Annotated in this window: 16 protein-coding genes; 13 read left to right on the forward strand and 3 right to left on the reverse strand. The window is 47.5% G+C overall.

The window, feature by feature from the left end; genetic code table 11:
• Positions 1-93: 93 nt before the first annotated feature.
• A complete protein-coding gene (locus IKG78_RS06255) occupies positions 94-1,593 on the forward strand; it encodes a carbohydrate binding domain-containing protein (RefSeq protein ID WP_290941049.1) in 1,500 nt (499 codons plus the stop codon).
• A gap of 52 nt (positions 1,594-1,645) precedes the next feature.
• Here the strand turns inward: IKG78_RS06255 and IKG78_RS06260 are convergent, their stop codons facing one another.
• A complete protein-coding gene (locus IKG78_RS06260; protein WP_290941052.1) occupies positions 1,646-1,909 on the reverse strand; it encodes a hypothetical protein in 264 nt (87 codons plus the stop codon).
• 259 nt (positions 1,910-2,168) lie between these two features.
• On the opposite strand from IKG78_RS06260, the gene IKG78_RS06265 reads away from it, so the two are divergent.
• The 4 genes from IKG78_RS06265 to IKG78_RS06280 all read left to right on the forward strand — a co-directional run bounded on the left by IKG78_RS06265 (position 2,169) and on the right by IKG78_RS06280 (position 11,393).
• The gene (locus IKG78_RS06265; RefSeq protein ID WP_290941056.1) at positions 2,169-4,061 is read left to right on the forward strand and encodes a carbohydrate-binding protein; all 1,893 of its coding nucleotides are present in this window, start codon (positions 2,169-2,171) and stop codon (positions 4,059-4,061) included.
• A 458-nt stretch (positions 4,062-4,519) separates the two neighbouring features.
• On the forward strand, positions 4,520-7,165 hold the full coding sequence (locus IKG78_RS06270; RefSeq protein WP_290941059.1) for a carbohydrate-binding protein: 2,646 nt from the start codon (positions 4,520-4,522) through the stop codon (positions 7,163-7,165).
• Positions 7,166-7,187: 22 nt separating this feature from the next.
• The gene (locus IKG78_RS06275) at positions 7,188-9,263 is read left to right on the forward strand and encodes a family 43 glycosylhydrolase (RefSeq protein ID WP_290941062.1); all 2,076 of its coding nucleotides are present in this window, start codon (positions 7,188-7,190) and stop codon (positions 9,261-9,263) included.
• Positions 9,264-9,392: 129 nt separating this feature from the next.
• Entirely contained in the window at positions 9,393-11,393 is a 2,001-nt protein-coding gene (locus IKG78_RS06280; RefSeq protein WP_290941064.1) for a CotH kinase family protein, read from the forward strand.
• A gap of 115 nt (positions 11,394-11,508) precedes the next feature.
• Here IKG78_RS06280 and IKG78_RS06285 read toward each other — a convergent pair whose 3' ends face one another.
• Together IKG78_RS06285 and IKG78_RS06290 are read right to left on the reverse strand one after the other, a co-directional pair.
• A complete protein-coding gene (locus tag IKG78_RS06285; RefSeq protein ID WP_290941067.1) occupies positions 11,509-12,804 on the reverse strand; it encodes a type II toxin-antitoxin system HipA family toxin in 1,296 nt (431 codons plus the stop codon).
• A 9-nt stretch (positions 12,805-12,813) separates the two neighbouring features.
• Positions 12,814-13,230, reverse strand: a complete 417-nt coding sequence (locus IKG78_RS06290; protein ID WP_290941070.1) for a helix-turn-helix transcriptional regulator — start codon at positions 13,228-13,230, stop codon at positions 12,814-12,816.
• Between the two features lie 535 nt (positions 13,231-13,765).
• Here IKG78_RS06290 and IKG78_RS06295 point away from each other — a divergent pair.
• The 8 genes from IKG78_RS06295 to IKG78_RS06330 all read left to right on the forward strand — a co-directional run bounded on the left by IKG78_RS06295 (position 13,766) and on the right by IKG78_RS06330 (position 25,048).
• Positions 13,766-14,311 (forward strand): hypothetical protein, encoded by a 546-nt coding sequence (locus tag IKG78_RS06295; protein WP_290941073.1) that lies wholly within the window; start codon positions 13,766-13,768, stop codon positions 14,309-14,311.
• Between the two features lie 23 nt (positions 14,312-14,334).
• Positions 14,335-14,562, forward strand: coding sequence for a hypothetical protein (locus IKG78_RS06300; RefSeq protein ID WP_290941076.1), 228 nt, complete (start codon positions 14,335-14,337; stop codon positions 14,560-14,562).
• 61 nt (positions 14,563-14,623) lie between these two features.
• Positions 14,624-15,070, forward strand: a complete 447-nt coding sequence (locus tag IKG78_RS06305; RefSeq protein ID WP_290941080.1) for a hypothetical protein — start codon at positions 14,624-14,626, stop codon at positions 15,068-15,070.
• An 11-nt stretch (positions 15,071-15,081) separates the two neighbouring features.
• Complete coding sequence (locus IKG78_RS06310; protein ID WP_290941083.1) at positions 15,082-16,677, forward strand: leucine-rich repeat protein; 1,596 nt, start codon at positions 15,082-15,084, stop codon at positions 16,675-16,677.
• Between the two features lie 97 nt (positions 16,678-16,774).
• Positions 16,775-17,608 carry a hypothetical protein gene (locus IKG78_RS06315; RefSeq protein ID WP_290941086.1) on the forward strand — a complete coding sequence of 278 codons (834 nt, stop codon included), beginning with the start codon at positions 16,775-16,777 and terminating at the stop codon, positions 17,606-17,608.
• Complete coding sequence (locus IKG78_RS06320) at positions 17,608-18,105, forward strand: hypothetical protein (RefSeq protein ID WP_290941089.1); 498 nt, start codon at positions 17,608-17,610, stop codon at positions 18,103-18,105. Before IKG78_RS06315 ends, IKG78_RS06320 begins: the two co-directional genes overlap by 1 nt.
• 114 nt (positions 18,106-18,219) lie before the next feature.
• Positions 18,220-21,711 (forward strand): glycoside hydrolase family 2 TIM barrel-domain containing protein, encoded by a 3,492-nt coding sequence (locus tag IKG78_RS06325; RefSeq protein ID WP_290941093.1) that lies wholly within the window; start codon positions 18,220-18,222, stop codon positions 21,709-21,711.
• Positions 21,712-22,045: 334 nt separating this feature from the next.
• Positions 22,046-25,048 carry a glycoside hydrolase N-terminal domain-containing protein gene (locus IKG78_RS06330; protein ID WP_290941096.1) on the forward strand — a complete coding sequence of 1,001 codons (3,003 nt, stop codon included), beginning with the start codon at positions 22,046-22,048 and terminating at the stop codon, positions 25,046-25,048.
• The last annotated feature ends 145 nt before the right edge of the window (positions 25,049-25,193 follow it).

Raw genomic sequence — 25,193 nt, forward strand, 5'->3', positions numbered from 1 at the left:
GAAAAATATTTGACGGTATGTAATAACGCTCCTGCCGAAAGGTATTTTCTAATTGGGTGAATGTGGGAAATTTCCCTCAAGGAGTATAAGGGTATGTTTGGAAAAATATTCAAGGCGCGTTGCGTTCTTTCGCTTGCTGTTTTAGCGAGTTTCGCGACATCTTCTTTTGCAGATAACATTAATGTAAACGGCACGAACCGTACCATGAACGTGTATGCCCCGAAGAATATCGAAAAGGGCCGTCCGTTGATTATCCAGATGCACGGCATGAATCAGGATGCCCCGTATCAGCAGAACGCCGCCAAGTGGGAGCCGATTGCCGATACGGCCCGCTTTGTGGTCGTGTTTCCGAACGGTCAAAATAAGGCTTGGGACATCGGTGGCGACAAGGACATCAATTTCATCAAGGCCATCATCAACGAGATGTACAACAAGTACGGCATCGACAAGAATCGTGTTTATGTTTCGGGATTCTCGATGGGTGGCATGATGAGCTACCATGTTGCAAACAAGATGGGCGACCAGATTGCGGCTATTGCCCCTGTTTCTGGTGGCGGTGGGGTGAACTCGCCTAAGCGTGCGATGCCGATTATGCATACGCACGGCACGACCGACGACGTGGTGAATTACAACAGTACCGTGAATACCCTCAAGGGCTGGGTTTCTGCGCAAAAATGTTCTTCAAGTTCCAAAGTCACAAAGCCGTATCCATCAAGCAAGCCAGGCTCTGCGGCCTCTCTCGAAGTCTGGAGCGGCTGCAAGGATAACGTCGAAGTCCGTTTGCTCACGATTGCAGGCAAGGGCCACTGGTATTCCATGGACGAGGCGGTCAGTGTCAACACGAGTGTTGAAATTTGGAACTTTGTCAAGAACTATTCGCTGGACGGTTCCTCGCTTCCGCCGCCGATTGTGGTGCCGACCGACCGCGATAGCATTTTCAATGGCGGCTTCGATTCTACCGACGTGGCGTGGACTTTGCAGACTCACGGTAGCGCCGCTGCTACAGGAGATGTGAAAAATGGCAAGTATGAACTCGACATTTCTGCCGTCGGTACGGAGAATTACCAAGTGCAGGTGATCCAGCATGACTTGCATTTAGAGAAAAATCAATGGTACGAAGTGAGTTTTGACGCGAGTGCGAATGGCACGCGCACGCTCGAAGTGAACGTGGAGCAGCACACCGATCCGTGGGCAAGCTACCTCAAGGAAAAATTGAATTTCGAAATTGGCAAGGAGTCTAAGAACTTCAAGTTTAATTTCCAAATGACTGCCGCGACCGATAAGGATTCCCGCCTGAGTTTCAATGCAGGTTCTTCGACGGGGACGTTGTATTTGGATAACGTAAAATTGAAAAAGATTGCGGAACCTGCCGATGCAGACAAGACTGGGCTTGTTGCCGCCCCGTTGCATCTTAAATCGGCAAGCGGCAAGTACGGTGTCTATAACCTCGCGGGCAAGCGAATCGGATTTGTTGAAATTATTGAAAATGACGTGCCGAATCTGCAAAGAACGTTGCAAAATGCAGGGTTTGGCAAGGGCGTTTATATTCTGCGGTGCCAAAATCGCTCATTAATGGTTCCTGTTGCGAGATAAAGTTTACGTCTCTCTCTAATCAAAGAGCGTCTCTTGAAAAGGGGACGCTTTTTTACATAGAAGATATTGAAGAAACAACGGATTTGACATCTCCTATAAAATACTGCAATGAAGAATATTTGAATACGGGCAATTTGCTAAAGTCACTGTTTTCTAACGATGCTGCAAATTTTTTGAGGTAATCGGTGAAATTGGTGGCAATTGTCATCAAATTTTTGTTGAGTTCGACCCATTCCTTTTTATCGATGGTGCATTGACATTCGATATCAGATTGCTGAACGACTACCGCTTTGGTAAAATCAAAGCCGTATTTCATATAAATACGAAATACGGCTCATCTTAGACCTTTCTTTTTTATCTTAGGTGGATTGGCCTGCCACCCTGTCATCAAAAAATAATATACAAAAATTATGTAGAAAAGCCAATATGCTCGGTTTCTTTTCGGATTTGCTCAGTAGTTTTTTATCCATCATGGATAATATGTCAAGGGAAACGTAATTCTTGGTGTGTTTGTTATGCTTTTGGGGGAGTATTTTTAGGTTGGGGGATAGTAATACCCAGGAACAGGAGTGCTTATGTTTGGTTTGAAGAAAAAAGACGGTTGCAAACTTGGTGTGTTGGCAACTTTGGCTTTGGCAGGTTTGGCGGGCTCGGCTTTTGCGAGCGCCGATACTTTGGTGCTTACGCCCCCGCTGGGATGGAACAGCTGGAACGTATTCCACGAAAATATCAACGAAAAGCAGATTCAGGAAATTGCCGATGCCATGGTATCTTCGGGTTTGAGAGATGCGGGCTACGTGTTCCTGAACCTCGATGATAACTGGATGGATACCAAGCGCGATGCCCAGGGCAACCTCCAGAACAACCCTAAAACATTCCCCAGCGGCATGAAGGCCATTGCCGACTATGTGCATAAGAAAGGTTTGAAGTTCGGCCTTTACGGCGACCGCGGTAAGCGTACCTGCCACCATTACAACAGCAAGTGGGATAGCCAGAGCGGTTCCAATGGTCACGAAGAACAGGATGCCAAGAAGCTCGCCGAATGGGGTGTTGACTACTGGAAGTACGATAACTGCGATTCTGATCCGAATACTCAGGAAAAAGATTACACTGCTATGTCCAAGGCCCTCCGCAATTCTGGACGCGATATCGTGTTCAGCATTTGCATGTGGGAATACAAGGAGTGGATGCCAAAAATTGCGAACCTCTGGCGTACCACTTTCGATATCGGACCCGAATGGATTTCTACCTCCTGGTACCGCGGCGTCTATGAAATTATCGATGCCAACAACAAGTATTGGCAAATTGCAAAGCCTGGCCATTGGAACGATCCGGACATGCTCGAAGTGGGCAACCGTGGACTCTCTTATGAAGAACAACGTTCGCAGATGACGATGTGGTCCATCATGGCGGCCCCCATCATGATCAGTTCCGACGTACGCAACATGAGCAACGAGACCAAGGAACTTTATCTGAACAAGGATATGATTGCCATCAACCAGGACTCTCTTGGCGTTCAGGGCCACCGCATTTCTGACAAGCAAGGCAAGCAGGTTTGGACTAAACCCTTGAAGAATGGCGATATTGCCGTGGCGCTCCTCAATAATAACGGCTCTACCCAGACTGTTGAATGCGATTTTAAAGATATTGGCGTAGAAGGCGAAGTCGAAGTTCGCGATGCATGGAAAAAGAAGGACTTGGGACCGGTTTCCCGCGTGTCTATCGAACTCCCGGCTCACGGCTCTGCACTGCTCCGTTTGATTCTCAAGCCTGTTCCTCGCGAACCGTTCAAGGGTAAGGCACTCGCCATTCCGGGAAAAATCGAAGTGGAAGACTTTGACATTAATGGCGTGGGTGAGGGCAACACCACCTACAACGAGCTGGATACTGAAAACCATGGTGATTCTGACTACCGCAAGGGTACTGGCGTTGACTTGTACAAGAAGGCTACTGGTGTGATTGTCGGTTACAACCAGGCTGGTGAATGGCTCGAATACACTGTGAATGTTGCCGAGACTGGAAAATATACTATGAAGGCCGCTGTGGCATCGGGCGGTACGACAGGAAGCTTTAAGCTCTCTATGGACGGTAAGGACATTACCGAAGAAATTGCAGTTCCTGCTGCAGCCGAGGGCGAAAACAACTTTGACGAATACAACGAGGTCGAGGCCAAAGTGGAATTGACTAAAGGTGAACACATCCTCCGCTTTACTGTAACCGGCGACTGGATGGACATCGACTGGATTGAATTCTCTGATGAAAAGACGGGACTTGCCAAAACTCGCTTGACGATGCCTGAATCCGTAAATACGTACAACGTGTTCAGTGCAACCGGTAAGCATCTCGGACGTGTGAATTTGAATGGCGCAAGCATGGTTCAGGCTCTTGAAAATGCAGGCTACGCTCGTGGAATTTATATGGTACGTTCTGTCGAGGGAAAACAAATCCATCGCGTGAACGTGCGATAACGTGTAGTTCTGTCGATTTGGCTGAAGTCGTCCTTCCGCGCTTTGGCTTGTTGTGAATCGATATTCTGAATTCTCCTCTCACATTCAAAATGCCTCGCCCCCCGGCGAGGTATTTTTTTGCATTCCGGCAAAACCGGTGACTACAAGACATAACTGGATCCTTCCTCCCTTCGGTCGTCAGGATGACGCTTCCATCTTCTAACCGCCTACTTGTAAATTCGCTACGCTCATTTACCAAATACTAGGCTCGGAAATGTCGGTGCGAGCTCCGCCGCTTCTCTCGCCTTACGTATTTGTCCTACTGCCTACTGTTTACTAACCACCAACCACTAACCACTATCCCCATGGATAAACAGTCCACAATGTTTTAATTCTAACACGTTAAAATACCCCATTTTAAGAATAATTTTAGAGTGTTGTTAGGGTGAACTATCAATAGTTATTAAGTGAGGCTAGGTATGGGTTTTAAAATGTTTGGTCCGCGTGCTGCTATGTCAGCATTCTTCTTAGGTGCAGCCGTTGCAAACGCCGCTGTTCAGGCTACGTTCTATGTAGCTCCTGATGGTAGCGATACGAACAAGGGAACAAAAGAAGCTCCCTTCAAGACTATTACTCAGGCCCAGAAGGCTGTGCGTGAAATCAACGGCACCATGACGGGCGATATCGAAGTGATTTTACGCGAAGGAACTTACGCGCTCCCTGCAACAGTTAACTTTACCGAAGCCGATGGCGGTAAAGACGGTCATTACGTGCGTTATAAAGCCGCTGATGGCGAAAATCCGCTCATTACGGGTGGTATGCCGGTTACGGGCTGGACCATTCATGACGAAAAGAACAACATTTGGAAGGCCGAAGGCGTCGATGGTCGATTCCGTCAGTTGTATGTAAACGGCAAGAAGGCTGTTCGTGCTTGCTTCCCCAATGCGATTGATGCAAAGGAAAAGGGCAACGGCGGCTTTGATCACGATTTCGTGCGTCTTACGAAGGTGGACTCTACGGGCCGCGCCTTTGATGTTTCTGCGGACTACGTCAAGAATATCAAGAACATTGAGGATGTTGAAATCCATTTGATGATTGCCTGGGCCGAAAGCATCTTGCGATTGGAAAAGGTTCAAGTGAACGGTGGGACTGCAAAACTCATTCCCAAGGATCCTGAACGTACCAAGTTGTTCCACCGTGCTTACCCCATGCTCGGAACTGCCTTCATGAGTAATCCTCCCAAGCAGCAGGTTTTCTATCTAGAAAATTCCTACGATTTGCTTGACGCTCCGGGTGAATGGTATCTGGATGAAAAGAATAGTGTACTTTATTATAAACCCCGTACTGGCGAAAACATGGCTACGGCCAATGTGGTTGCTCCCCGCCTCAATACCATGTTCAACGTTTTAGGTAAGGACACCAAGAACAAAGTTGGTTATATGTCTTTTGAAGGCTTGAACTTTGCTCATTCCAACTATACTCGCCCCAGTGAAGAAGGTTTTTTGGATTTGCAGGCAGCAAACTTCAACGTGGATGTCCTTCCGGATCCTGGTCGCGGAAATTGGGAAAGGTTGAATAGCAACAAGTATTTGCTGTGGCGTCCCGATGCCGGCTTCCGTGTTGAAAACGCTCACCATTTCTTGGTCAAGAACTGCACCTTTACGCAAATGGCCGCAACTGGCCTTGACTTTGTGTCGGGAACGAACGATGACGTGATCGAAGGCAACGTGTTCTATGAAATTGGCGCTGCTGGTATTATGCTTGGCAAGTTCTATCAGGACTCCACGACCGAAATTCATATCGCTTACAATCCGAAGGACAAGGATGAAATCAGTACACGTGATACCATTCGCAACAACCTCGTGACCAACGTGACGAACGAACACCAGGGCGCTGTGGGTATCGGTGCTGGCTATCCGCGCTATGTGGTGATTGAAAACAACGAAATTTCCTACACTTACTACTCTGGAATTTCCCTTGGGTTTGGCTGGACCAAAGACCAAACCGCTATGACGAACAACCATGTCAATAAGAACAACATTCATCATATTTCTCGTTTGCTCTGCGATTCCGGTCCGATTTACACTTTGAGTAATCAGGGTACGGGCAGTGAAATCAAGGAAAACTATCTCCACGATTACAGTGCCTCCAAGTGGTCTGATTACTGGGTTCTCCCGATTTACCTCGACGAAGGTTCTAGTGGCTTTACGGTCGAAAACAATTCCTACAAAAACGCTCCGAGTGGTGTTGGCCGTAATCAGCCGGGCCAGTTTACGGAACGCAACAACGGTGGCTATATCGAGTCAGTTGCTGCTGCTGCGGGTCTCCAAGGTGAATTCAAGAAAATCGGTGAAAAAATCAACAACATTCCGCTTGCAGATTTCTCCAATACTGTTCCGCAGACGGCCTTTGTCGAAAACATGACGATTCCGGGCATGATTGAAATGGAAAATTACGATGAAGGCGGCCAGAGCGTTTCCTTCAACGACAAGGATTTTGTGAATGAAGGCAATGTCTATCGCGAAGACGGCGTGGATGTTGTTGGACTTGGCTGCTCCGATACGCTCAACACGAAGGACTGCAAGGGCTATGCCATTGGCTTTACGCAGGCTGGCGAATGGATGGAATACACTGTGAAAGTAACTGAAGCTGGTGAATACGCATTCCTTGCGAATGTGGCATCGGGCCTCGAAGGCTCTAGCTTCCGCCTCTTCATGGATGGCAAGGCGATTAGCGACACTGTTGCGGTTCCGCAAGGTGCTGACTGGAATACATACGGTTTTGTCGATGGCAAGACGACTGCGCTTGAGGCGGGCGAACATGTGCTCCGCGTGGCGATTACGGGAACTTATCTGAACATCGACTGGATTAAGTTCGGCAAGAGCAAAGATGACCTCATGTCCATCAAGCCGAATGTCCGTTACGGTTTCAATATGGATATCTCACGAAGCTCTACGTTTAACGTCTTTGATATCCGTGGTCATCGTGTTGGAACAATTCATTTGATGGGCGTGCCGACGACAAGCTCTGTGCTCCAGCAGATGCATGCGAAGAACTTTAAATCTGGTGTTTATTTTGTCCAAAGCACAAACAAGAGCTTTGGCAAGATGGTTCAAGTAAAGTAAAAACTGGGATAAGGAGTGTAATATGAAACTGAATAAAATTTTGCCGATTGCGTTTGGGCTTGGCTTTGCCGTGAGCGCATTTGCTGAAAACCCGATTATCCAGACGTACTATTCGCCTGATCCGGCTCCGGTCGTGTTTGGCGACACCGTCTGCGTCTATACCGGTAACGATGAAGGCGGTCATTTCTTTACCATGCATGGTTGGCGTGTTTCTTGCACCACTGATATGGTGAACTGGACCGATATGGGCGAACTCATCCTTTCGAACGAAAGTTTCGGTGGCAACGCCAAGAAGAACGGTGACTGGGCTGCTCAAGTCGTCCGCCGCAATGGCAAGTATTATTATTACGTGACCGTCGAATCGACTCGCGGTGGTCGTGCCATTAACGTTGCCGTGGCCGACAAGCCCGAAGGTCCGTTCAAGGATGCACGTAACGGTCAGCATTTGGCAGGCCCGAACTGGGACTACATCGACCCGACTGTATGGATTGATGATGACGGACAAGCGTGGCTCTACTGGGGCAACCCGAAGCTTTATTACTGCCCCCTCAAGGAGAACATGATTGAATGCGCAAGCGAAATCAAGGTGACGGATATGAGCCGTGGTTTTGGCCCGTCCGGTTCTGTCTATACCGAAGGTCCGTGGATCCACAAGCGCGACAAGAAGTATTACATGATTTACGCTTCTCATGGCGTGCCCGAAAAGATTTCTTACTCTACCAGTGATTCTCCGACGGGTCCGTGGAAATGGGGCGGCATCATCATGGATCAGGGGAATAACACTGCATTCACGAACCACTCCGGCCTCATTGATTTCAAGGGGCGCAGCTTCTTCTTCTATCACAACCAGAAGAACGTGAACGGCGGCGGCTATAGCCGTTCTACCGCAGTTGAAGAATTCACCTGGAATGCAGACGGCACGATTCCGACGATTAAATCCACGAATGACGGTGTCAAGAAGCCTATCAAGAATCTCGACCCGTTCGAACGCGTCGAAGCCGAAACCAAGTCTTGGGTGGGTGGCATTGCAGTTGATAAACCGCGCGACCCCGAAGGCGGCAACTATACCATCATCAAGCATGTGGCAAAGCAGGGCGACAACGTCTATCTGACCAACATGGGCTCGAACTTCTATACAAAGGTTCGCTCCGTGGATATGGGCGATGGCGCAGACAAGATTATCGTTTGCACGAGAGGCAAGGCTGGCAAGATTGAACTCCACGCCAAGTCTGAAAATGGTGCGACTCTTGCGACTATCGATGTGCCTGCAAGCGACAGCTGGCAAGAAAATTCATTTGACTTGAAGGATGCCGCTGGCGTTGAAGACTTGTTCTTCGTCGTCAAGCAGGGCGGTTTCGATTTCGACTACTGGTACATGGAAAGTGAAAAGTCCGCTGTTCCGCAAACGGCTTACAATGGCAAGGTTGCTGCAATTCCGGGTAAAATCGAAGCCGAAAACTATGACGAAGGTGGCCACAACAAAGCCTTCTACGATAACGACCGTGCAAATCAGGGCGGCGCCTATCGCGAAGACGAAGTCGATATCGTGCAAATCGATTCTACGGACAAGTCTAAAGGCTACGCTCTCGGTTACACTGAAGATGGCGAATGGGTTGAATACACCGTCAACAACGAAGCCGCTGCCGAATACACGGTTCAGTTGAACATGGCGACTGCCTCAGAAGATGTGGGCGTTCAGTTGTTCATTGACGACAAGGAAATTACCGATGTCATCAAGGCCGAAAAGGGCGAAGACTGGTCCACTTATTCGACGGTTACTGCGAAGACAAAGGAAATTGCGAAGGGCGAACATGTGCTCAAGATGAAAATCGTCGGCAACTTCGTGAATGTTGATTGGATCAAGTTCTGCAAGGAAGCTGATTGCAAGGATAACGTCGGCATCCGCACGGCTCGCGTGAATCTTCAAATTCCTGAAAAAATCTACGCTGTATTCGGCATGACGGGCAAGTTCCTCGGCAATGTCGAAGTCAACGGCCAGAGCATTGCGAAGTCCATCCGCTCCGCAGGCTTTACCCCAGGAGTCTATATGGTCCGCAGCGCAGGGCAATCCAAGACTTTCCGCGTGCTGGTGAAGTAATAAAATGTGACGAATATAGTACAAAGTTGTTAAATCTAACATGGCCTCATTGTTGGGACCATGTTATTTTTTTATATTGTAAGTAATAAAATAAATTAGGGTTGTATGGTTATAGTGTAGGAGGAATATGTGGAAATTAAATTTCTACGTGTATTTTTTTTATGGCTTGTTACTATTGGAATTATTTTCGCGCGAACGGATTCGGTAGCGTCCTCTGTCCGTGTTTTGCCGCCTCATTCTATCATAAACTTTTCGCAGGCCGGCGAATCGGTAGAACTCTCTTGCAATATTGAATTAGACGGTAGCGTTTCGTATCAATGGTATAGAAGCGAATCTAATTCTAATGTATCGGGCATGGCTCTTGATGGAGCGAATTCCTCCCACTATATTACGGAACCTTTTCTCAATAAGGAATTTCGTTTTTATTATTGTGTTGCAACATCTTCTGAGGGTGTAAGTAAATCTTCGAAAGTCTTTGTTGTTGCCTATACGGGTTTGCCAACGGTTAGAATCAATACCCTTAATGGGGAAGAACCGAGTGCCGAATATGCTTATGCTGCAGAAAATTCTTATGGTCGTAGCATAACCAATGTGACGAAGTCTCCTGCATCGATGCAAATTGTTGACAGTAGTGGTAATCTTGTCTATGAAAGTGGAGAATATAAGTATAAGGCTAGCGGTCTTACGATAAAACTTCGTGGTAATACAAGTGCTGTCGTGGGTGGAAAATCTTCTTATAAGTTAAAATTGCAAAAGAAGGCCGATTTACTAGCTCCTTTGATTTCGCGCAGCGGAAAATCTTTTCAAGATAAAGAGTGGATATTGCACAAGACTGCGACAACGCTTGGACATGTCATCGGTTTCACTGTTTGCGATATTGCTGGTGTACCGTGGACCCCTAAGTATGCTTTTGTAAATGTTGTCATCAATAACGATTACCGTGGTCTGTATTTGCTTATGGAATCGGTAAATCGCAGTGAATCGAGGGCTGATGTGTCCGAAAGTGGGTATATCATTGAACGGGATGCGTATTGGTGGAATGAAAATGTCAAGTTTGTAACACCGCTCTATAATCAAAAATTTACTTTTAAGTATCCCGATGATGACGATGTTTCGGAAGAACAGTTGTCGTACATAGAAGAATATATGAATATGCTAGAACAGCATATGGGTGATGGCTCGTATGACGATTATATTGATGTAAAAAGTTTTGCTCGATGGCTGTTGGTACATGATTTTTTAGGATCGTGGGATGCTGCTGGATCGAATATATTCATGTCGAAGTATGACGCAACGGAAAAGACAAAACTCCGTATGCTGACCAATTGGGATTTCGACTCGAATTTTATGCAAGAAGGAAAATGGTCAGTTCAGCATAATGACGAACGTATTTACGCCGCTTCGATGTTTAAAAGCTTTAATAGAACTTTTGCTAATATGTACAGGGACTTATACGATAGTATTGCGCCAGTCTTATGGAGCACTCTTGAAAAAAAATTGAAAAAATTGCAAGAAGCCTTAGGTGTGCAAATAAATTTATCGCGTTATTGTGAATTTTTTCGTTGGAATGTTGATGGGGTTAGTTCTGTGGAATACGATATTTGGTGTGCTAAAAAATGGTTTGAGTCGCGGAATATATGGCTAAAAAATGCGATTGAAAATAAACATGCTGTTTTGTATGAACTAAATGGAGGTGCATTTGATACTCATGATGCTATTCCTGATTCTATCAATTTTTTAGACCGTATTGAAATTCCTCAACCGCAACGGCGAGGATATATTTTTGCGGGGTGGACGCGTGAACTTGAAATGATTCCTCAAAAAGATTTTGTTTTATATGGCTATAATGTGGCCGACAGTGTTAAATTGACTGCTAATTGGATACTGGACGTTTATCCTATCAAAAAAATTGATGAGGACATGTCATTGAATATGGATGAATTCGTAGGCAAGGAACGATTTTCTGTTGAAGTATTCAGTGTGATTGGTTCGTTTTTGGGATACATCTCGTTGTATAACGCAGAATTGCATTTTATTATGAAAACGCTTAGGAATGCAGGATATGCAAATGGTGTATATATCCTTCGCAGCCAAGCCTTGCACATGAATCATCGAGTGCAGTTGAGATAAGACGTTTTTTTATACTGTCACCTCGGATTTGTCACCCTCGGAGCTGTCATTCTCGACCGAAGGGAGGGAATCCATTATTTCTTATATTTGCATTTGTGCTGGGCATTTTTATTTACTACAAAATAAATTCGTGTACTCTTGCGATTGCGTGCGCAATCTTTGCGGGTACTTCGTTCTGCTTGGCGAGTCGTGGCCACTGCTTTACGGCATCTTCAACTTCGGCAAGAATTTTCTTGTAACGACCCTGCTTCAATCCCGCGAACTTGGCGACAGCCTTGAAATCGTCTAGCGAAAATCCGCTGCGTTTCCCGTTGAATGTCATTTGGTGCGTTCCAGTCCATGCTCCTTGTGGATTGTAGGCGTACGTCATGTCGAATGCCGGTGCGAGTGTCCACACTCCGCGTTTATCCATCAAGAATCCGATGTTTTTCGCATGGTCGTCTTGGTTGCGAGCGCAAATGTTGAATGCTGCTCGGCGGTACATTTCTTCGAGCGCGTCATAGCCAAGGCCAAGCCTTTTGATGACGTTGAACGCTTGTTCGTAACTATATGCTCCCGGCATGTTGAAATCGTAGTGTGCAATGCCGCAAAGCGATTGGTAATGCAATTTCTTGCCGCTAGCAAGCCTATCGAATCGCCTCGTCATAAAATGCCTGTGGCCCGCACATTCGTACAATCTGCACTCCGTCATGTTGATGTCCGCAAGCTTTGCCATTTGCGAATAAGTGTATTCGATGGCCCCGTAGCCGAATAAATCTGCACTTTCTTTATCGCGGTTGTTCGCGACATCATCGAGTTTCAAAAGCCAATAGCCAAATCGTGGATCGGTCGCCACTTGCCCCGAACGCATTTCTCCGCTAGTTTCGTCGTAGGCTACAAGAATCTTTGCACGTGCGCCGCCAGCAGATGTGCCGACCCTAAGAATATCTTCGAAAGACTTGTTACCTTTTTTGCTGAGTACTTTTGTCGAAAAACGTTTGCGTTGGTTCAAAACCTCGGCTGCGAAAATTCGCAAATTCTCGATGTTCAAAGAATCGTCTGTTGTTGCATCTGGCCCTTGCAACGGCAAAAATTCCAGTGCTCCCATGCCTCGGTTCCCCGTATAGCACAAACGTTCGAGAGCGGTAAAGCTTTCGGGCGCACGCCCTTGTCGCAAAAGCCACGAGTCGATAATGCTGTTGCCAAATTTATCTGGGAGGCTGTCTGCGAAAAGTCCCGGCAATCCGTGGAAAGTTTTCGATAACATCGGGAACGAATAAATCTGCCTAGATACGGGCATGGCAATAGGTGAGGGCTCGATGCCTGCTCCGATAAAGTTCGGTGCATATTCGAAACGAGCGACGCTTTCGCCTTCCATCATCGAAAGCGCTCCAATTGTCGATCCCCAAAGTTTTACTTCTACCGCAATCATATTGTACCGTTACTTGTCTTCGTCCCAAACCCAGGGAGTTTTGGGTGCGTCGTTGGCTTGGTTGTCTGCGTTATAATCGGTAGTGTTATCTGCAAGAATGTTTGTGTTGATTGCATTCTTGTGTGGCGAACTTGCTCGTTTGCGGTTCTTGGTTTTTCCCATGTACAAAAGCTGCATGGGCGAGGGCGAATCGTCTGGGAAGATGCTTAAAAAGCTTTCGAGCATACCGCATGCACGCAGTACTTTGATGAAATTCACGACTTGTACGGAATCGCCGCGTTCAATGCGTTCGACGGTTCCTTTGCTTACTCCCGACTGTTTGGCGAGTTGTGCTTGCGTCCAGTTGTTCCGAATGCGGAAAGCTGCCAAACGTTTCCCGAGTAGCGTGAGTGCGGATTCATCGGTTTGTGCTGAGTATGCGTTCATGTTCCCTCCTTTTTATTTGCTTAAATAATATACTAAAAGTTGTTGAAAAAGTCAATTATTATCTATTTAAATTTAATGAATAATATGTAGATTTACTATTTAATTCTTTAAATTAAAAGAATTAAATTTTATGAGATGTAAGCCATTTTTGATGGCGGTGTCATGGTGGACTCGATCCGCCATCTGTTCTCCTTGGCGTTGTATTTGTAATAGTTATAAAGTATATAAATCCTTTGCTTTTCGCCGATTGGTTGCCGTTTTTCGTGCAAAAATGATGCTTCTGTAAAAAGTAAGTTTTTAGGAATGTTTTTTGAGGCTTCTGCAGTTTGTGTGGTGCGAGAATGGTGAAATAAAACGGAATGATGTTGATCGTAAGTTGAATGAGGATGAAATTAACTGTGATGATGCTTCCCAATTCATGCGAGAAGTGTGTGAAAGATTGAAATCTGAAGAATGAATGCTTTGTAAAGCGTCTCCATTTGTCGCATACTAAATCTATATTATAACTGTTCAATCACAGCAAAGGAGTATCACCATGCCTCACGAAAGAATTTGGTTCTTTTCCGAAGATGTCGAAGTCTCGTGTTCTGAATGCGGAAAAGAGACGACGATGAGTCCGGATTTTGATGAGGTCGCAGGGGATTTGCGTCTGAATTTTGTCAAGGTTCGCTCTACGATTCCGTCCAGTGACACTTGCCTCCATTGCGGAAACGAAATGGAAGTCGATGTCACGTACTGGCGGCGTGAATTTTACTGCAAAAATAAGGACGGCGATGAAGTTTGTCGGTATTTCATCCTTTGGCTGGACGATGACTCTGCAGGGTGTTCCGTCGAGGGGTTGGAATCTGTGTATGAGTGCTATGCTCTGGACCATCCCGAAGACCTTACGCTTGATAGCTCTAGTGCTCAGGAACTAATCGACCTTCTCTACAAAAAGACTCGTGACGAATCGTTGCTTCCTATCGAGGAATCGTTGAAGAACGGGAGTGATGTGGAATCCTTAATCCCTGAACTGAAACGAATCATCGATTCTCACGATGATGTGCTGAAAGACGCTTATCTTGCTCATTTTCCGGAGTAACTTCAAAAATCGAGGTGGTAGCTATGGCAAATTATGTTCCAACGATGCCCAAAGAAGATTTGCTTAAACTTAGGGAAACCCTAAAGAAAACCATTCAAGAAACAAAAGATGAAGCTGAAGGTCTAACAGGGCTAGATTATGTTAAAGCTACTATTCATTTGCCAACTGATGAGGCCGAACTTGAAGATGTTGAAGAACTGTTGAAGGAACTTGCGTTGAAAGAACTTGCTGCTAGTGCTGAAAAAAAATAGACGTTTGCCCAGGTGGTGTGTATCTATATTATGATTGTACGAATTTAACAGGAGTCCCTTTATGTTTTCTGTCTATAATTTTATCACGATGGATGATGAACAAATTGAAAAGTTCATCAAGCTTTATGGCGAAGGCGATGGAAAATTTTCGCTTGCGAGGGTGCTCCCTGAATATGCCGAAAAAGATGCTCGTGAAAACGAAAATGGCGAGGGGCTTGAATTGCGGTCAATCTTAAGCGGAAAGGTGACTTTTGATACGGACGATTTGCCGCCGATTCCGGTTTACGAGAAAATGGCAAAAGACGGGCTTGTGTTTAAAATTGATTGGCAATCCGAAGATATGATCGAGTGGGGGATTGGTCACGGCGAAGTCCGCGATGGTGTGTTTTATCATTGCATCGATTTCGAAGAAACGGCTAATTACGTAAGAGAATGGACGGGCGAGGAATGGGATCCGCGTCAGAGTGCTTTTGCGGAAGAGTATTCTAAACTTCACCATAACAACTAAATATTTTGCTAATGAATAACTTAAAAACAGATGTTCTTTTCACGGAGGGGCATGCCGAAGCCGTGCCGTCCTGCAATTACCTCACCTTCACAGCCGAGGAGGACAATGCGTCGTTTTCGGCTGTAAATCAAACAAAAAAATTCCCGGATTTGCAATACTCGCTGGATAAAGGTGTGACATGGAATGCCATGAAAAAGAACACCCCGGTTGTACTGAAAAATAAAGGGGACTGTGCATGGCTGAAGGGCGACAATCCAGAAGGTTTCTCGAAGGACCTGAAAAAAAAGAGCACTTCATTTGTTCTAACTGGACGGATCGCCGCAAGCGGCAGCGTGATGAGTTTGATTGACGGAAAGGGGGAGGCTAAAGTCATCCCGAACGACTTCTGTTTCGCAAGATTGTTTCTTCATTGTGCGGGCTTGACGCAAGCTCCAGAATTGCCGGCGACAACGCTCTCAATGGGGTGCTATGAAGGAATGTTTTATGAGTGCTCTAGCCTCAAGCAAGCTCCTCAACTGCCTGCGACTATATTGGCAAAAGAGTGTTATTGTGGGATGTTTGTAGAATGCACTAGCTTAACGCAAGCTCCAGAGCTACCCGCCACCACGTTGGCTGAAGATTGTTACTATGGAATGTTTTCTAAGTGCTCTTGCCTCAAGCAAGCTCCACAACTGCCTGCGCCGACATTGGCAAAAGCGTGTTATTGCGAGATGTTTTGGGAATGCACTAGCTTGACTCAAGCTCCGGAGCTACCCGCCACCATTTTGGCTGAAGATTGCTACTATCAAATGTTCTGGAAGTGCAAAAGCCTTACTCAAGCTCCAGAACTTCCTGCAACCAAGTTGGAAGCATGCTGCTACAGGGGTATGTTCGGTGGTTGCATCAATCTCACGCGAGCTCCGGATTTGCCCGCTACTATTTTAGCCAACAGATGCTACTCTGGTATGTTTCAAAGCTGTACCAACCTCACGCAAGCCCCTCAATTGAACGCAATGACGTTGGATTGTTTTTGTTGCGAAGAAATGTTCGATGGTTGCTCCAATCTCACGCAAGCTCCGGAATTGCCTGCCACGACTTTGGCACAAGGCTGCTACTTTCGTATGTTCAGAGAGTGTACGAGTCTTACGCATGCTCCAGAACTACCTGCAACCAAGTTGGAAAGAGCTTGTTACGAATGTATGTTCGAGGGGTGCAAAAGCCTCACGCATGCTCCGGAACTGCCCGCTACGAAGATGGCTAAAGAATGTTACTTGGAAATGTTTTATGGGTGCTCTAGCCTCAAGCAAGCTCCTCAATTGCCAGCCGCAAAATTAGCCGACAAGTGCTACGCTTGGATGTTCCGAAGGTGCTCCAGCTTGACGCATGCCCCGGTGCTCCCTGCTAAGAAATTATACACACGGTGCTATGCTTGGATGTTCCAGGAGTGCGTAAGCCTTACGCAAGCCCCAGAACTGCCTGCTACGACTTTGGCTGTCGAGTGCTACTGGGGAATGTTCCGCGAGTGTACCGGTCTCGTACAAATTCCCACACTTCCCGCTACCACATTAGCAATGGATTGCTACAAGGAAATGTTCGAGGGGTGCACAGGCCTCACGCAAGCCCCGTAATGTTTGGTGTGGAGATAGGAAAGACTGGGTCTAGTTTCTTGTACATTTATGCATCCTAAATTTCTATCTTTCCGCCAAATTTTGAATGAGAGCTTTTGTGAAATTCACTGCGTTTTTGATAGCGTTTCTGTGCACGATTCTTTGGGCGAAACCGAGCGTGTTCGTTCCTGCGGTGGAATTGGACGGCGTGCATCAAGACTATGCAGACGAGCTAGTTCGTTGGACTAAGGGGAACATAGAAGCTAAAAAATACATGTGGGTGGTTGAACGCGAAAGCGAGTGCGACTTCGTTTTGCAAATCAAGATGTTGCGCAAGGGCGATAACATTTTGGTGACGTTCTCGCTCAAAAATTCCGATGACAAAGATGAAGTCTGGAGTTACAAGCACATGGCTTATACGCCCGATGACTTAAAGCCCGTTGCGGATGTGGCTGCGATGAAGTTTGGCCGTTGGAATGGATTTAGATTGGGTGTTGGACTTGGTGCTGTAGGGGTGGCGTCTCCAGAATTTGCCGCTGCACCGTCCATCGATCTTTCGGCTCATTATCTTTACAACAACTTTCTTTTTTCTCTTGATGGAAATTTGGGGATTGACGAAGGGCTGGGTGACGACGATTTTACTTATGCCGGTGCATTCTTTTCTTTTGCTTATGTGCTTGATGGCCGTAACTTTTTCCCTTATGCGGGACCGGGTGCAGGTTTTTCTTATATGGAATACGATTCGGATAAATATTCGTTTGCGGATCTCGAGAGCGGTGAAGGATTGACTTTGTTCTTGAAAGCAGGCGTTTTTTTCAAGCCAGTAGATTATAAAACTATTTTCGCTATAGAAGTTCGCTATTTGTTCAACTTCTATGAAGTCCAGAAACTTTCTGATGAAAGCTGGATGTTTCCCCATGTGTGGAATGTCAGTGCTCAGGTGTGGTGGTGATGATGAAGTCTGCGTTTGCGTTGCTATTGACGATTTTGCTGGCGGGCTGTGCCAATCATTTCTGGGTTACAGTTCCGGGTAGTGAAAATTACGACTTTTACCGGAATGGCGAGTTGGTTTGCGAATCGACCAACAGTTGTCGGATGGGAACCTCTTTTGGCCGGAAAATGCTTTTGGAAATCCGTAAGGATGATGTGACGTACGCCCATCTGCTGGTGTCCAGCAAAGACCGCAAGCGAGACGATGTCGATTTCAGCACGGAGCGTTTTATTGGCAATGAAGTTGCTGACCATTGGATCCGTCAGTCTCATTCTCAGGGCGAAGTGATGCTTTCTGGGGTCGTTGTTGGCGCTGCTACTATCGGCTATCTGATTGCAAAGCCTATTTCTAAGTTAATTCTCGATAATATTACGCAACTGCCGTCGAATTTGACGATTCCCATAGGGGTCAGCGATAGTTCTGCCGTGCCGTTTCCTTGGGATCAACCCTCTAAATAAGAGTATTCCACGTTGGACACTTGGATAAAGTGTCCATGAAACTTTGAAATCGTCATGTAAAAAACCCCGATCTTGGGGGTATTTTTTATGCAGGAATATGATAAGGGAGGACTTATGAACTTTGGTTCTAGTTTGTCTTTGGTTTTGTCTGCCGGGCTGTTGTCCGCAGTATCTTTGTTTGCCCAGCCCAACGATGAATGGAATGGCAAGCCGAGAATTTTTGGCGTGAACAGGTTGAATCCGCACGTGACTTCTATGCCGTATTCAACGGTTGAAGAGGCCGTGAAGGGCGACCGTCACGCTTCGGAATGGTATCAGACGCTTTCGGGTGAATGGAGATTTTTCCATGTTGAAAAGCCGAGCCAGCGCAACAATGATTTCTACAAGGATGACTATGACGTGTCCAAGTGGGACAAAATCAAGGTTCCGAGTTCTTGGCAGCTTTTGGGCTACGACCATCCGATTTACACAAACGTTATTTATCCGTGGTCGCAGAACAACCGCGTTTCTGCACCGTATGCTCCGACGGATTTTAACCCGGTCGGTCATTATCGCCGCAATTTCACGGTTCCCGAAAAATGGGACGGCAAGCGCATCCGTTTGCATTTCGAAGGCGTTGAATCCGCTTATTATGTTTGGGTGAACGGCAATTACGTTGGTTACAGTGAAGATACTTTCACGGGCCACGAATTCGATATCAACAAATACCTCCGCAAAGGTGAAAACAACATTTCCGTACAGGTGTTCCGCTGGTGCGACGGCTCCTGGCTTGAAGACCAGGACTTTATCCGTCTTTCCGGCATCATGCGTGATGTCTATATTTACGCGGTTCCCGAAGTCCACATTCAGGATTTCCAGATTGACGCCACGCTTACGAATAATTACAAGGACGGTCTCTTGAAGACGACCGTTTGGGTCTATAATTCAACCGAAAAAGAATCGGGCGAATATACTGTAGAACTATCTTTGTACGATGCATTGGGTGCCGAAGTTATCAAGCCGAACGCTAAGACGGTTTCTGGCATTGGCTCGAAGGGTGGCGAAAAGAGCGTGCATTTCGATCTCCCGCTTTCTTCTCCGAAGCGCTGGTCTGCCGAAACCCCGGACCTCTATTCCGCAGTGCTCACGTTGAAGGACGAGTCCGGCAAGATTATTCAGGTTGAAAGTAACAAGATTGGCTTTAGAAAAATTGAAATCAAAAAAGAAAATGGTGCTCCGCGTTTGCTCGTGAACGGCATGCCGGTGAAGTTCCACGGTGTTGACCGCCACGAACTCGACCCGGATAACGGACGTGCAGTCACATATGACCGCATGGAAAAAGATGTGATTCTCATGAAGCGTTTCAACATTAACGCTCTCCGTATGTCGCACTACCCGAACAATCCGGTGATGTACGATCTTTGCGACAAGTACGGTATTTACGTGATTGACGAAGCGAACGTTGAAAGCCACGGTGCCAACAACGATTTGCCGAAGAATAGCGATGACTGGCGTGCTCCGGCTGTCGATCGCATGAATTCCATGGTGCAGCGTGACAAGAACCACCCGAGCATTATCTTGTGGTCGTTGGGTAACGAAGCCGGTAACGGTAACGTGTTCGCCTCTGAACGCCAGCGTGCCCACGAAATTGACTCCACCCGCTACGTTCATTACGAAGGCGACTGGAACAACGCCGATGTGAACAGCTGGATGTATTTCGGCCCCGATGCAATACGTAACTACAACGACGCAAACAAGCCGATTATGTTGTGCGAATACGAACACGCCATGGGCAACTCCGTGGGCGACTTGCAGGAATACATGGATGCCTTCTACGGTAACCCGCGTGCTTTCGGTGGCTTCATTTGGGACTTCATCGACCAGGGCCTCCGTCACAAAGGCACGCCGTACTTCGAATTCGGCGGCATGTGGGGCGACTGGCAGAACGATGACAACTTCTGCGCTAACGGCCTTGTATTCCCTGACCGTGCAATTCAGCCGGAAATGTGGGAAGTCAAATACCAGTACAGCCAAGTTCGCGTAAAGAACATCGATGCAGCCAAGGGCAAGATTGAAATCCAGAGCCGTTACCTCTACAAGAATCTCGGCGATTTTCTCGATGCCTTCTGGGAAATTCGTGAAAACGGCAAGGTCATTCATAAAGGCAAGATTGACGGTTCTCAGATGAACATCGGTCCGAACGAAAAGAAGACCGTGACGATTGACATGCCGAAAATCGAAACGACTGTCGGTGCCGAATATCACTTGGATATTGATTTCCGTTTGAAGAAGGATGAACTCTGGGCAAATTCCGGCTTTAGCATTGGCCATGAACAGTTCGGCATTGACTTGGGTCAGCTTTGGTCCACAGAAATCGACATCAGTACGCTTGATGCACACAAGGTTACAAAGAATAACGGTCTCACCATCGAAGGCAAGGATTTCAAGGTTGTATTTGATGAAAAGGCTGGAACGCTTGCAAGCTACGTTCTCGATGGCGATACGATTATCAAGAACGGCGGCATTCCGAACTTCTGGCGTGCTCCGACCGATAACGACAAGGGCTTCAACATGGAACGTGGCCATGGCGAATGGCGCAGCGCAAGCAAAAAGCGTAACGTGACCTCCGAAGTCAAGGAAGTCTCCGCTCAAGAAACGCAGGTGACATTCAACTTCACCTTCCCGGATGTCGGCAGCACTCGCATGAAGATGACCTACACGGTTTATGGCAGTGGCGATATCGTTGTAAATTACACGCTCAACCCGGATGGCTCCAAGAGCTATCTCCCGAATGTGGGTACGCTCTTTACGGTGCCGGGCGGCTACGAAAAGGTTCGTTACTTTGGTCGTGGCCCAGACGAAAACTACATCGGTCGTAACCGCGGCAGCTTCATGGGCCTCTACTCGACATACGCTGATTCCATGACGGTCATGTACATGGAAATTGGCGAAACAGGCCAGCGTACGGACGTGAAGTGGGCTACTCTTACGAACGAAAAGACGGGCAAGGGCCTTATGATTGTGGGCAATCCGCGTATGGAATTCAGCGCACAGCACTACACTCCGGAACAGCTCACCAACGTGAAGCTCCCGTGGGAACTCAAGCGCGACAAAGATATTACGCTCCGTGTAGATTTACACCAGATGGGCCTTGGCGGCATCAACTCCTGGGGTGCCGAACCGCTCGATGCATACCGCTTGAACGCAAGGGCTGAATACTCTCACACGTTCCGCATTGCTCCGGTTCGCAAGCAGTTGAACGATCCGACGGAATACTCGCTTCTCGGTTTCAAGAATTTCGGTTGGAATAAAGAAATTCCGCCCGCAAAATACGGCCGTGACGAGATCAACAAGATTTACGAAAATCAGCCGGAAAAGGATATCACGGACAGTGCCCATATCGATACGGAAAATAGAACCGCTCTTCCGGGCAAAATCGAGCTGCTCTCGACCGCAGAAAAGAACTACAACGTCTTTGATGCTCAGGGTAAGAGCGTAGGCACGTTCACGACTCGCGGTGTCGAAGACCTCCATGCAATCACAGCAGGAATCGTCAAGAACTCTGGCGTGTATATCGTGAAATCCAAGAACGGTGGCCAAACCTTCCGCATCACCGTGAAGAAGTAGCGAGCCATGAGCTGTGAGGTCGGCACCTTGTGCCTTTGAGGTATGAGGTGCTGAACGATAAGCAGTAAGCATTTGTCATGCCGGACTCCGTTCCGGCATCACCTTATGCGTCGTCATCCTGAGTGGCGAGAAGCCGCGAAGGATCCAGAGAACTCTTTATAACACTGTCACCCCGGCCACAGTGCCGGGGTCAGTTTTTAGCTTCTTTTTTATTAACAAGTATTGATAAAAAATCAATGAGAAGATTTTTTTACCACTATGAAAACCCCTCTCCGAGGGGTATTTTTTATAAGGGAAAAGAATACGGTGTGTTTTTGGTTATGAGGAGAACACTATGTTTAGAACAAAGAAATCTTTAGCAAGTCGCGTTTTGGGTACGGCTGCATTAGTTTGTGCTGTATGCTTTTCAAGTGCTGCCGCGACAACGGACAATCCGCTTTTGCTGTGGTACAACAGCGATGCCGGTTCCGAATTTACGAACGCGCTCCCGATTGGCAATGGCTACATGGGTGGCCTCATTTATGGTGGTGTTACCAAGGATTACATCGGCCTTAACGAAAGTACCGTTTGGTCAGGCGGCCCGGGCGACAACAACAAGCAGGGTGCAGCAAGCCACTTGAAAGATGCCCGTGATGCTTTGTGGCGCGGCGACTACCGCACGGCAGAATCCATCGTGTCTAACTACATGATTGGCCCTGGCCCTGCAAGTTTCCAGCCGGTGGGCGATCTCGTGATTACGACATCCCATAACGGGGCGACGAATTACCGCCGCGAACTCGATTTAAAGACAGCTATTGCCAAGACAACTTATACGCACAGCGGTGTCAAGCATACGCGTGAATATTTCGCCAGCTACCCGGATCATGTGATTGTCGTTCACTTGTCTGCGGATAAGGATGGCTCGGTGAGCTTTGGTGCAACGATGACAACTCCGCACCGCAATAACCGCATGACCTCTAGCGGCAACACGCTTATTTACGATGTAACCGTCAACTCCATCAAGTTTCAGAATCGCTTGAACGTGATTACGGATGGCGGCACCGTTTCTGTGTCTAACGGAAACATCTCGGTGAACGGTGCAAACAGTGCAACGCTTATCCTCACGACCGCCACGAATTTCAAGTCCTATAACGATGTGAGCGGCGACCCAGGTGCCATTGCCGAGGGCATTATGGCGAAAGTCGCAAAGAAGTCCTATGAAGATTTGCTTGCCACACACTTGAAAGATTACCAGACGATTTTCAACCGCGTCAAGCTGGACCTCGGTACAGCCGACAAGAGCGCTGGCGACATCACCTCCACCCGCGTCAAGAATTTCAATTCTACAAACGACCCGTCCCTTGTGGAACTCCATTACCAGTATGGCCGTTATTTGCTCATCGCAAGCTCCCGTAAGGGGGGCCAGCCGGCCAACTTGCAGGGCATCTGGAACAAGGACACGAACCCGATTTGGGGTAGTAAATATACGACCAACATCAACCTCGAAATGAACTACTGGCCGGCAGAATCCGGCAACCTCGAAGAATGCGTCTGGCCGCTCATTGACAAAATCAAGTCCATGGTTCCGCAAGGCGAAAAGACCGCCAAGGTGCACTGGGGCGTTGACGAAGGCTGGGTGGAACACCACAATACCGACCTTTGGAACCGCTCTGCTCCGATTGACGGTGCATGGGGGCTTTGGCCGACAGGCGCTGGCTGGCTCACGACCCACCTTTGGGAACACTTCCTCTACAATCCGACCGACAAGGAATACCTCAAGGATGTTTACTCCACTATGAAGGGTGCAGCGCTCTTCTTTGTGAACAGTCTCGTCGAAGAACCTGAAACGGGTAACAAGTACTTGGTGACCGCACCGAGTGACTCCCCGGAAAACGACCACGGCGGATACAACGTGTGCTTTGGCCCGACGATGGACAACCAGATTATCCGCGACGTGCTGAACTACACGATTGAAGCCTCCAAGATTCTCGGTGTCGATGAAGAACTGCGTGCGAAAATGGAAGCGACGGTCAAGCGTTTGCCGCCGACAAAGACCGGTAAGTACGGACAAATTACGGAATGGCTCCAGGACTGGGACGATCCGAACAACAAGAACCGCCACATCTCGCACTTGTACGGCCTTTTCCCGAGCGCTCAGATTACGCCGGAAGAAACTCCGGACTTGATCAAGGGTGCTGGCGTTACGCTTCAGCAGCGTGGCGACGATGCTACCGGTTGGTCTCTTGCTTGGAAAATCAACTTCTGGGCGCGCATGCATGATGGCGACCACGCTTACAGAATGATCCGCATGCTCCTCACGCCGAGCAAAACTTACAACAACTTGTTCGATGCACATCCGCCGTTCCAGATTGACGGTAATTTCGGAGCGGTCTCCGGCGTGAACGAAATGCTCATGCAGAGCCACAACAACAGAATCAATCTTCTTCCGGCACTCCCATCGCAGTGGGCAAATGGCTCTGTGAAGGGCATCCGTGCTCGTGGCGGTTTCGAAATTGATTCCATGGCATGGAAGGGCGGCAAACTCACGTATGTGGCCATCAAGTCTCTCGTCGGTAGCACGCTGAATGTCACGTCGGGTACAAACAAGTACTCTACCGCAACGGTCGCTGGCAAGGTTTATGAATTCGATGGCAATCTTAAGGTGACGAACGCTCCGTTCGAACCGCTTGAAATTACGGACAAGATTCAGGCTGAAAATTATGTGGCTATGGATGGCGTACAGATTGAAGAAGATTCTCTTGGCACGCCTAACATCGGCTGGATCAATGATGGCGACTGGACACAGTACTACGTGAACGTTACGACCGCTGGTAGCTATGTCTTGACGGGTCGCGTTGCAACAGGTTCTGAAAAAGAAAGTGTTATCACGGTTACGGATTCCACGGGCAAGATTCTCGGAACGCTCTCTGTCGATCCGACAAAGTCCAAGGGCTGGAACGACTGGTATGAATCATCGACAAAGGTGACGCTCCCGGCGGGCAAGCAAAAGCTCACGTTCACCTACACCGGCGAAGACACGTACCTTGCCAATGTAGATTGGTATAATTTCGCATCTGATAAAACGTCGATAGCAATACCTGAAATTCGCAAAGGTTCGCTCTCTGTAAGCCGCGTCCCTTACTCTCAAGCATCAATTGCTTTGATGGTGACTGCTCCGGTTTCCAGCGATTATGTTGTACATCTCGTCGGCGTGAATGGCAAGTTCATTGGTTCGCAACGCGGCCATGGCGAAGGTCTCGCCGAGTTCGGCAAGAATGCACCTCTTGCACCGGGCATGTACTTTGCCATCGTCAAGAGCGGCTCTATGCAAAAGACAATGAAACTCACTGTTCATTAGATTCATAAAAAATCCTCCTCACACACCAATGCCCTGAATCCTCGTGATTCGGGGCTTTTTTTGTTTTGGTCGATGTTCATTGGTTATTGGTTGATAGTTGCTAATCATTATAACTTCGTCGATTGAATAAATTGCGGAAAATCGT

This window comes from Fibrobacter sp. (genome assembly GCF_017545445.1).
In the GTDB taxonomy this organism is placed as follows: domain Bacteria; phylum Fibrobacterota; class Fibrobacteria; order Fibrobacterales; family Fibrobacteraceae; genus Fibrobacter.

What these genes read in the sequence shown, in the direction of transcription:
- IKG78_RS06255 (WP_290941049.1), top strand. Translation starts at nt 94, where the DNA reads ATGTTTGGAAAAATATTCAAGGCGCGTTGCGTTCTTTCGCTTGCTGTT.
- IKG78_RS06260 (WP_290941052.1), bottom strand. Translation starts at nt 1,909, where the DNA reads ATGAAATACGGCTTTGATTTTACCAAAGCGGTAGTCGTTCAGCAATCT.
- IKG78_RS06265 (WP_290941056.1), top strand. Translation starts at nt 2,169, where the DNA reads ATGTTTGGTTTGAAGAAAAAAGACGGTTGCAAACTTGGTGTGTTGGCA.
- IKG78_RS06270 (WP_290941059.1), top strand. Translation starts at nt 4,520, where the DNA reads ATGGGTTTTAAAATGTTTGGTCCGCGTGCTGCTATGTCAGCATTCTTC.
- IKG78_RS06275 (WP_290941062.1), top strand. Translation starts at nt 7,188, where the DNA reads ATGAAACTGAATAAAATTTTGCCGATTGCGTTTGGGCTTGGCTTTGCC.
- IKG78_RS06285 (WP_290941067.1), bottom strand. Translation starts at nt 12,804, where the DNA reads ATGATTGCGGTAGAAGTAAAACTTTGGGGATCGACAATTGGAGCGCTT.
- IKG78_RS06290 (WP_290941070.1), bottom strand. Translation starts at nt 13,230, where the DNA reads ATGAACGCATACTCAGCACAAACCGATGAATCCGCACTCACGCTACTC.
- IKG78_RS06295 (WP_290941073.1), top strand. Translation starts at nt 13,766, where the DNA reads ATGCCTCACGAAAGAATTTGGTTCTTTTCCGAAGATGTCGAAGTCTCG.
- IKG78_RS06300 (WP_290941076.1), top strand. Translation starts at nt 14,335, where the DNA reads ATGGCAAATTATGTTCCAACGATGCCCAAAGAAGATTTGCTTAAACTT.
- IKG78_RS06305 (WP_290941080.1), top strand. Translation starts at nt 14,624, where the DNA reads ATGTTTTCTGTCTATAATTTTATCACGATGGATGATGAACAAATTGAA.
- IKG78_RS06310 (WP_290941083.1), top strand. Translation starts at nt 15,082, where the DNA reads ATGAATAACTTAAAAACAGATGTTCTTTTCACGGAGGGGCATGCCGAA.
- IKG78_RS06320 (WP_290941089.1), top strand. Translation starts at nt 17,608, where the DNA reads ATGATGAAGTCTGCGTTTGCGTTGCTATTGACGATTTTGCTGGCGGGC.
- IKG78_RS06325 (WP_290941093.1), top strand. Translation starts at nt 18,220, where the DNA reads ATGAACTTTGGTTCTAGTTTGTCTTTGGTTTTGTCTGCCGGGCTGTTG.
- IKG78_RS06330 (WP_290941096.1), top strand. Translation starts at nt 22,046, where the DNA reads ATGTTTAGAACAAAGAAATCTTTAGCAAGTCGCGTTTTGGGTACGGCT.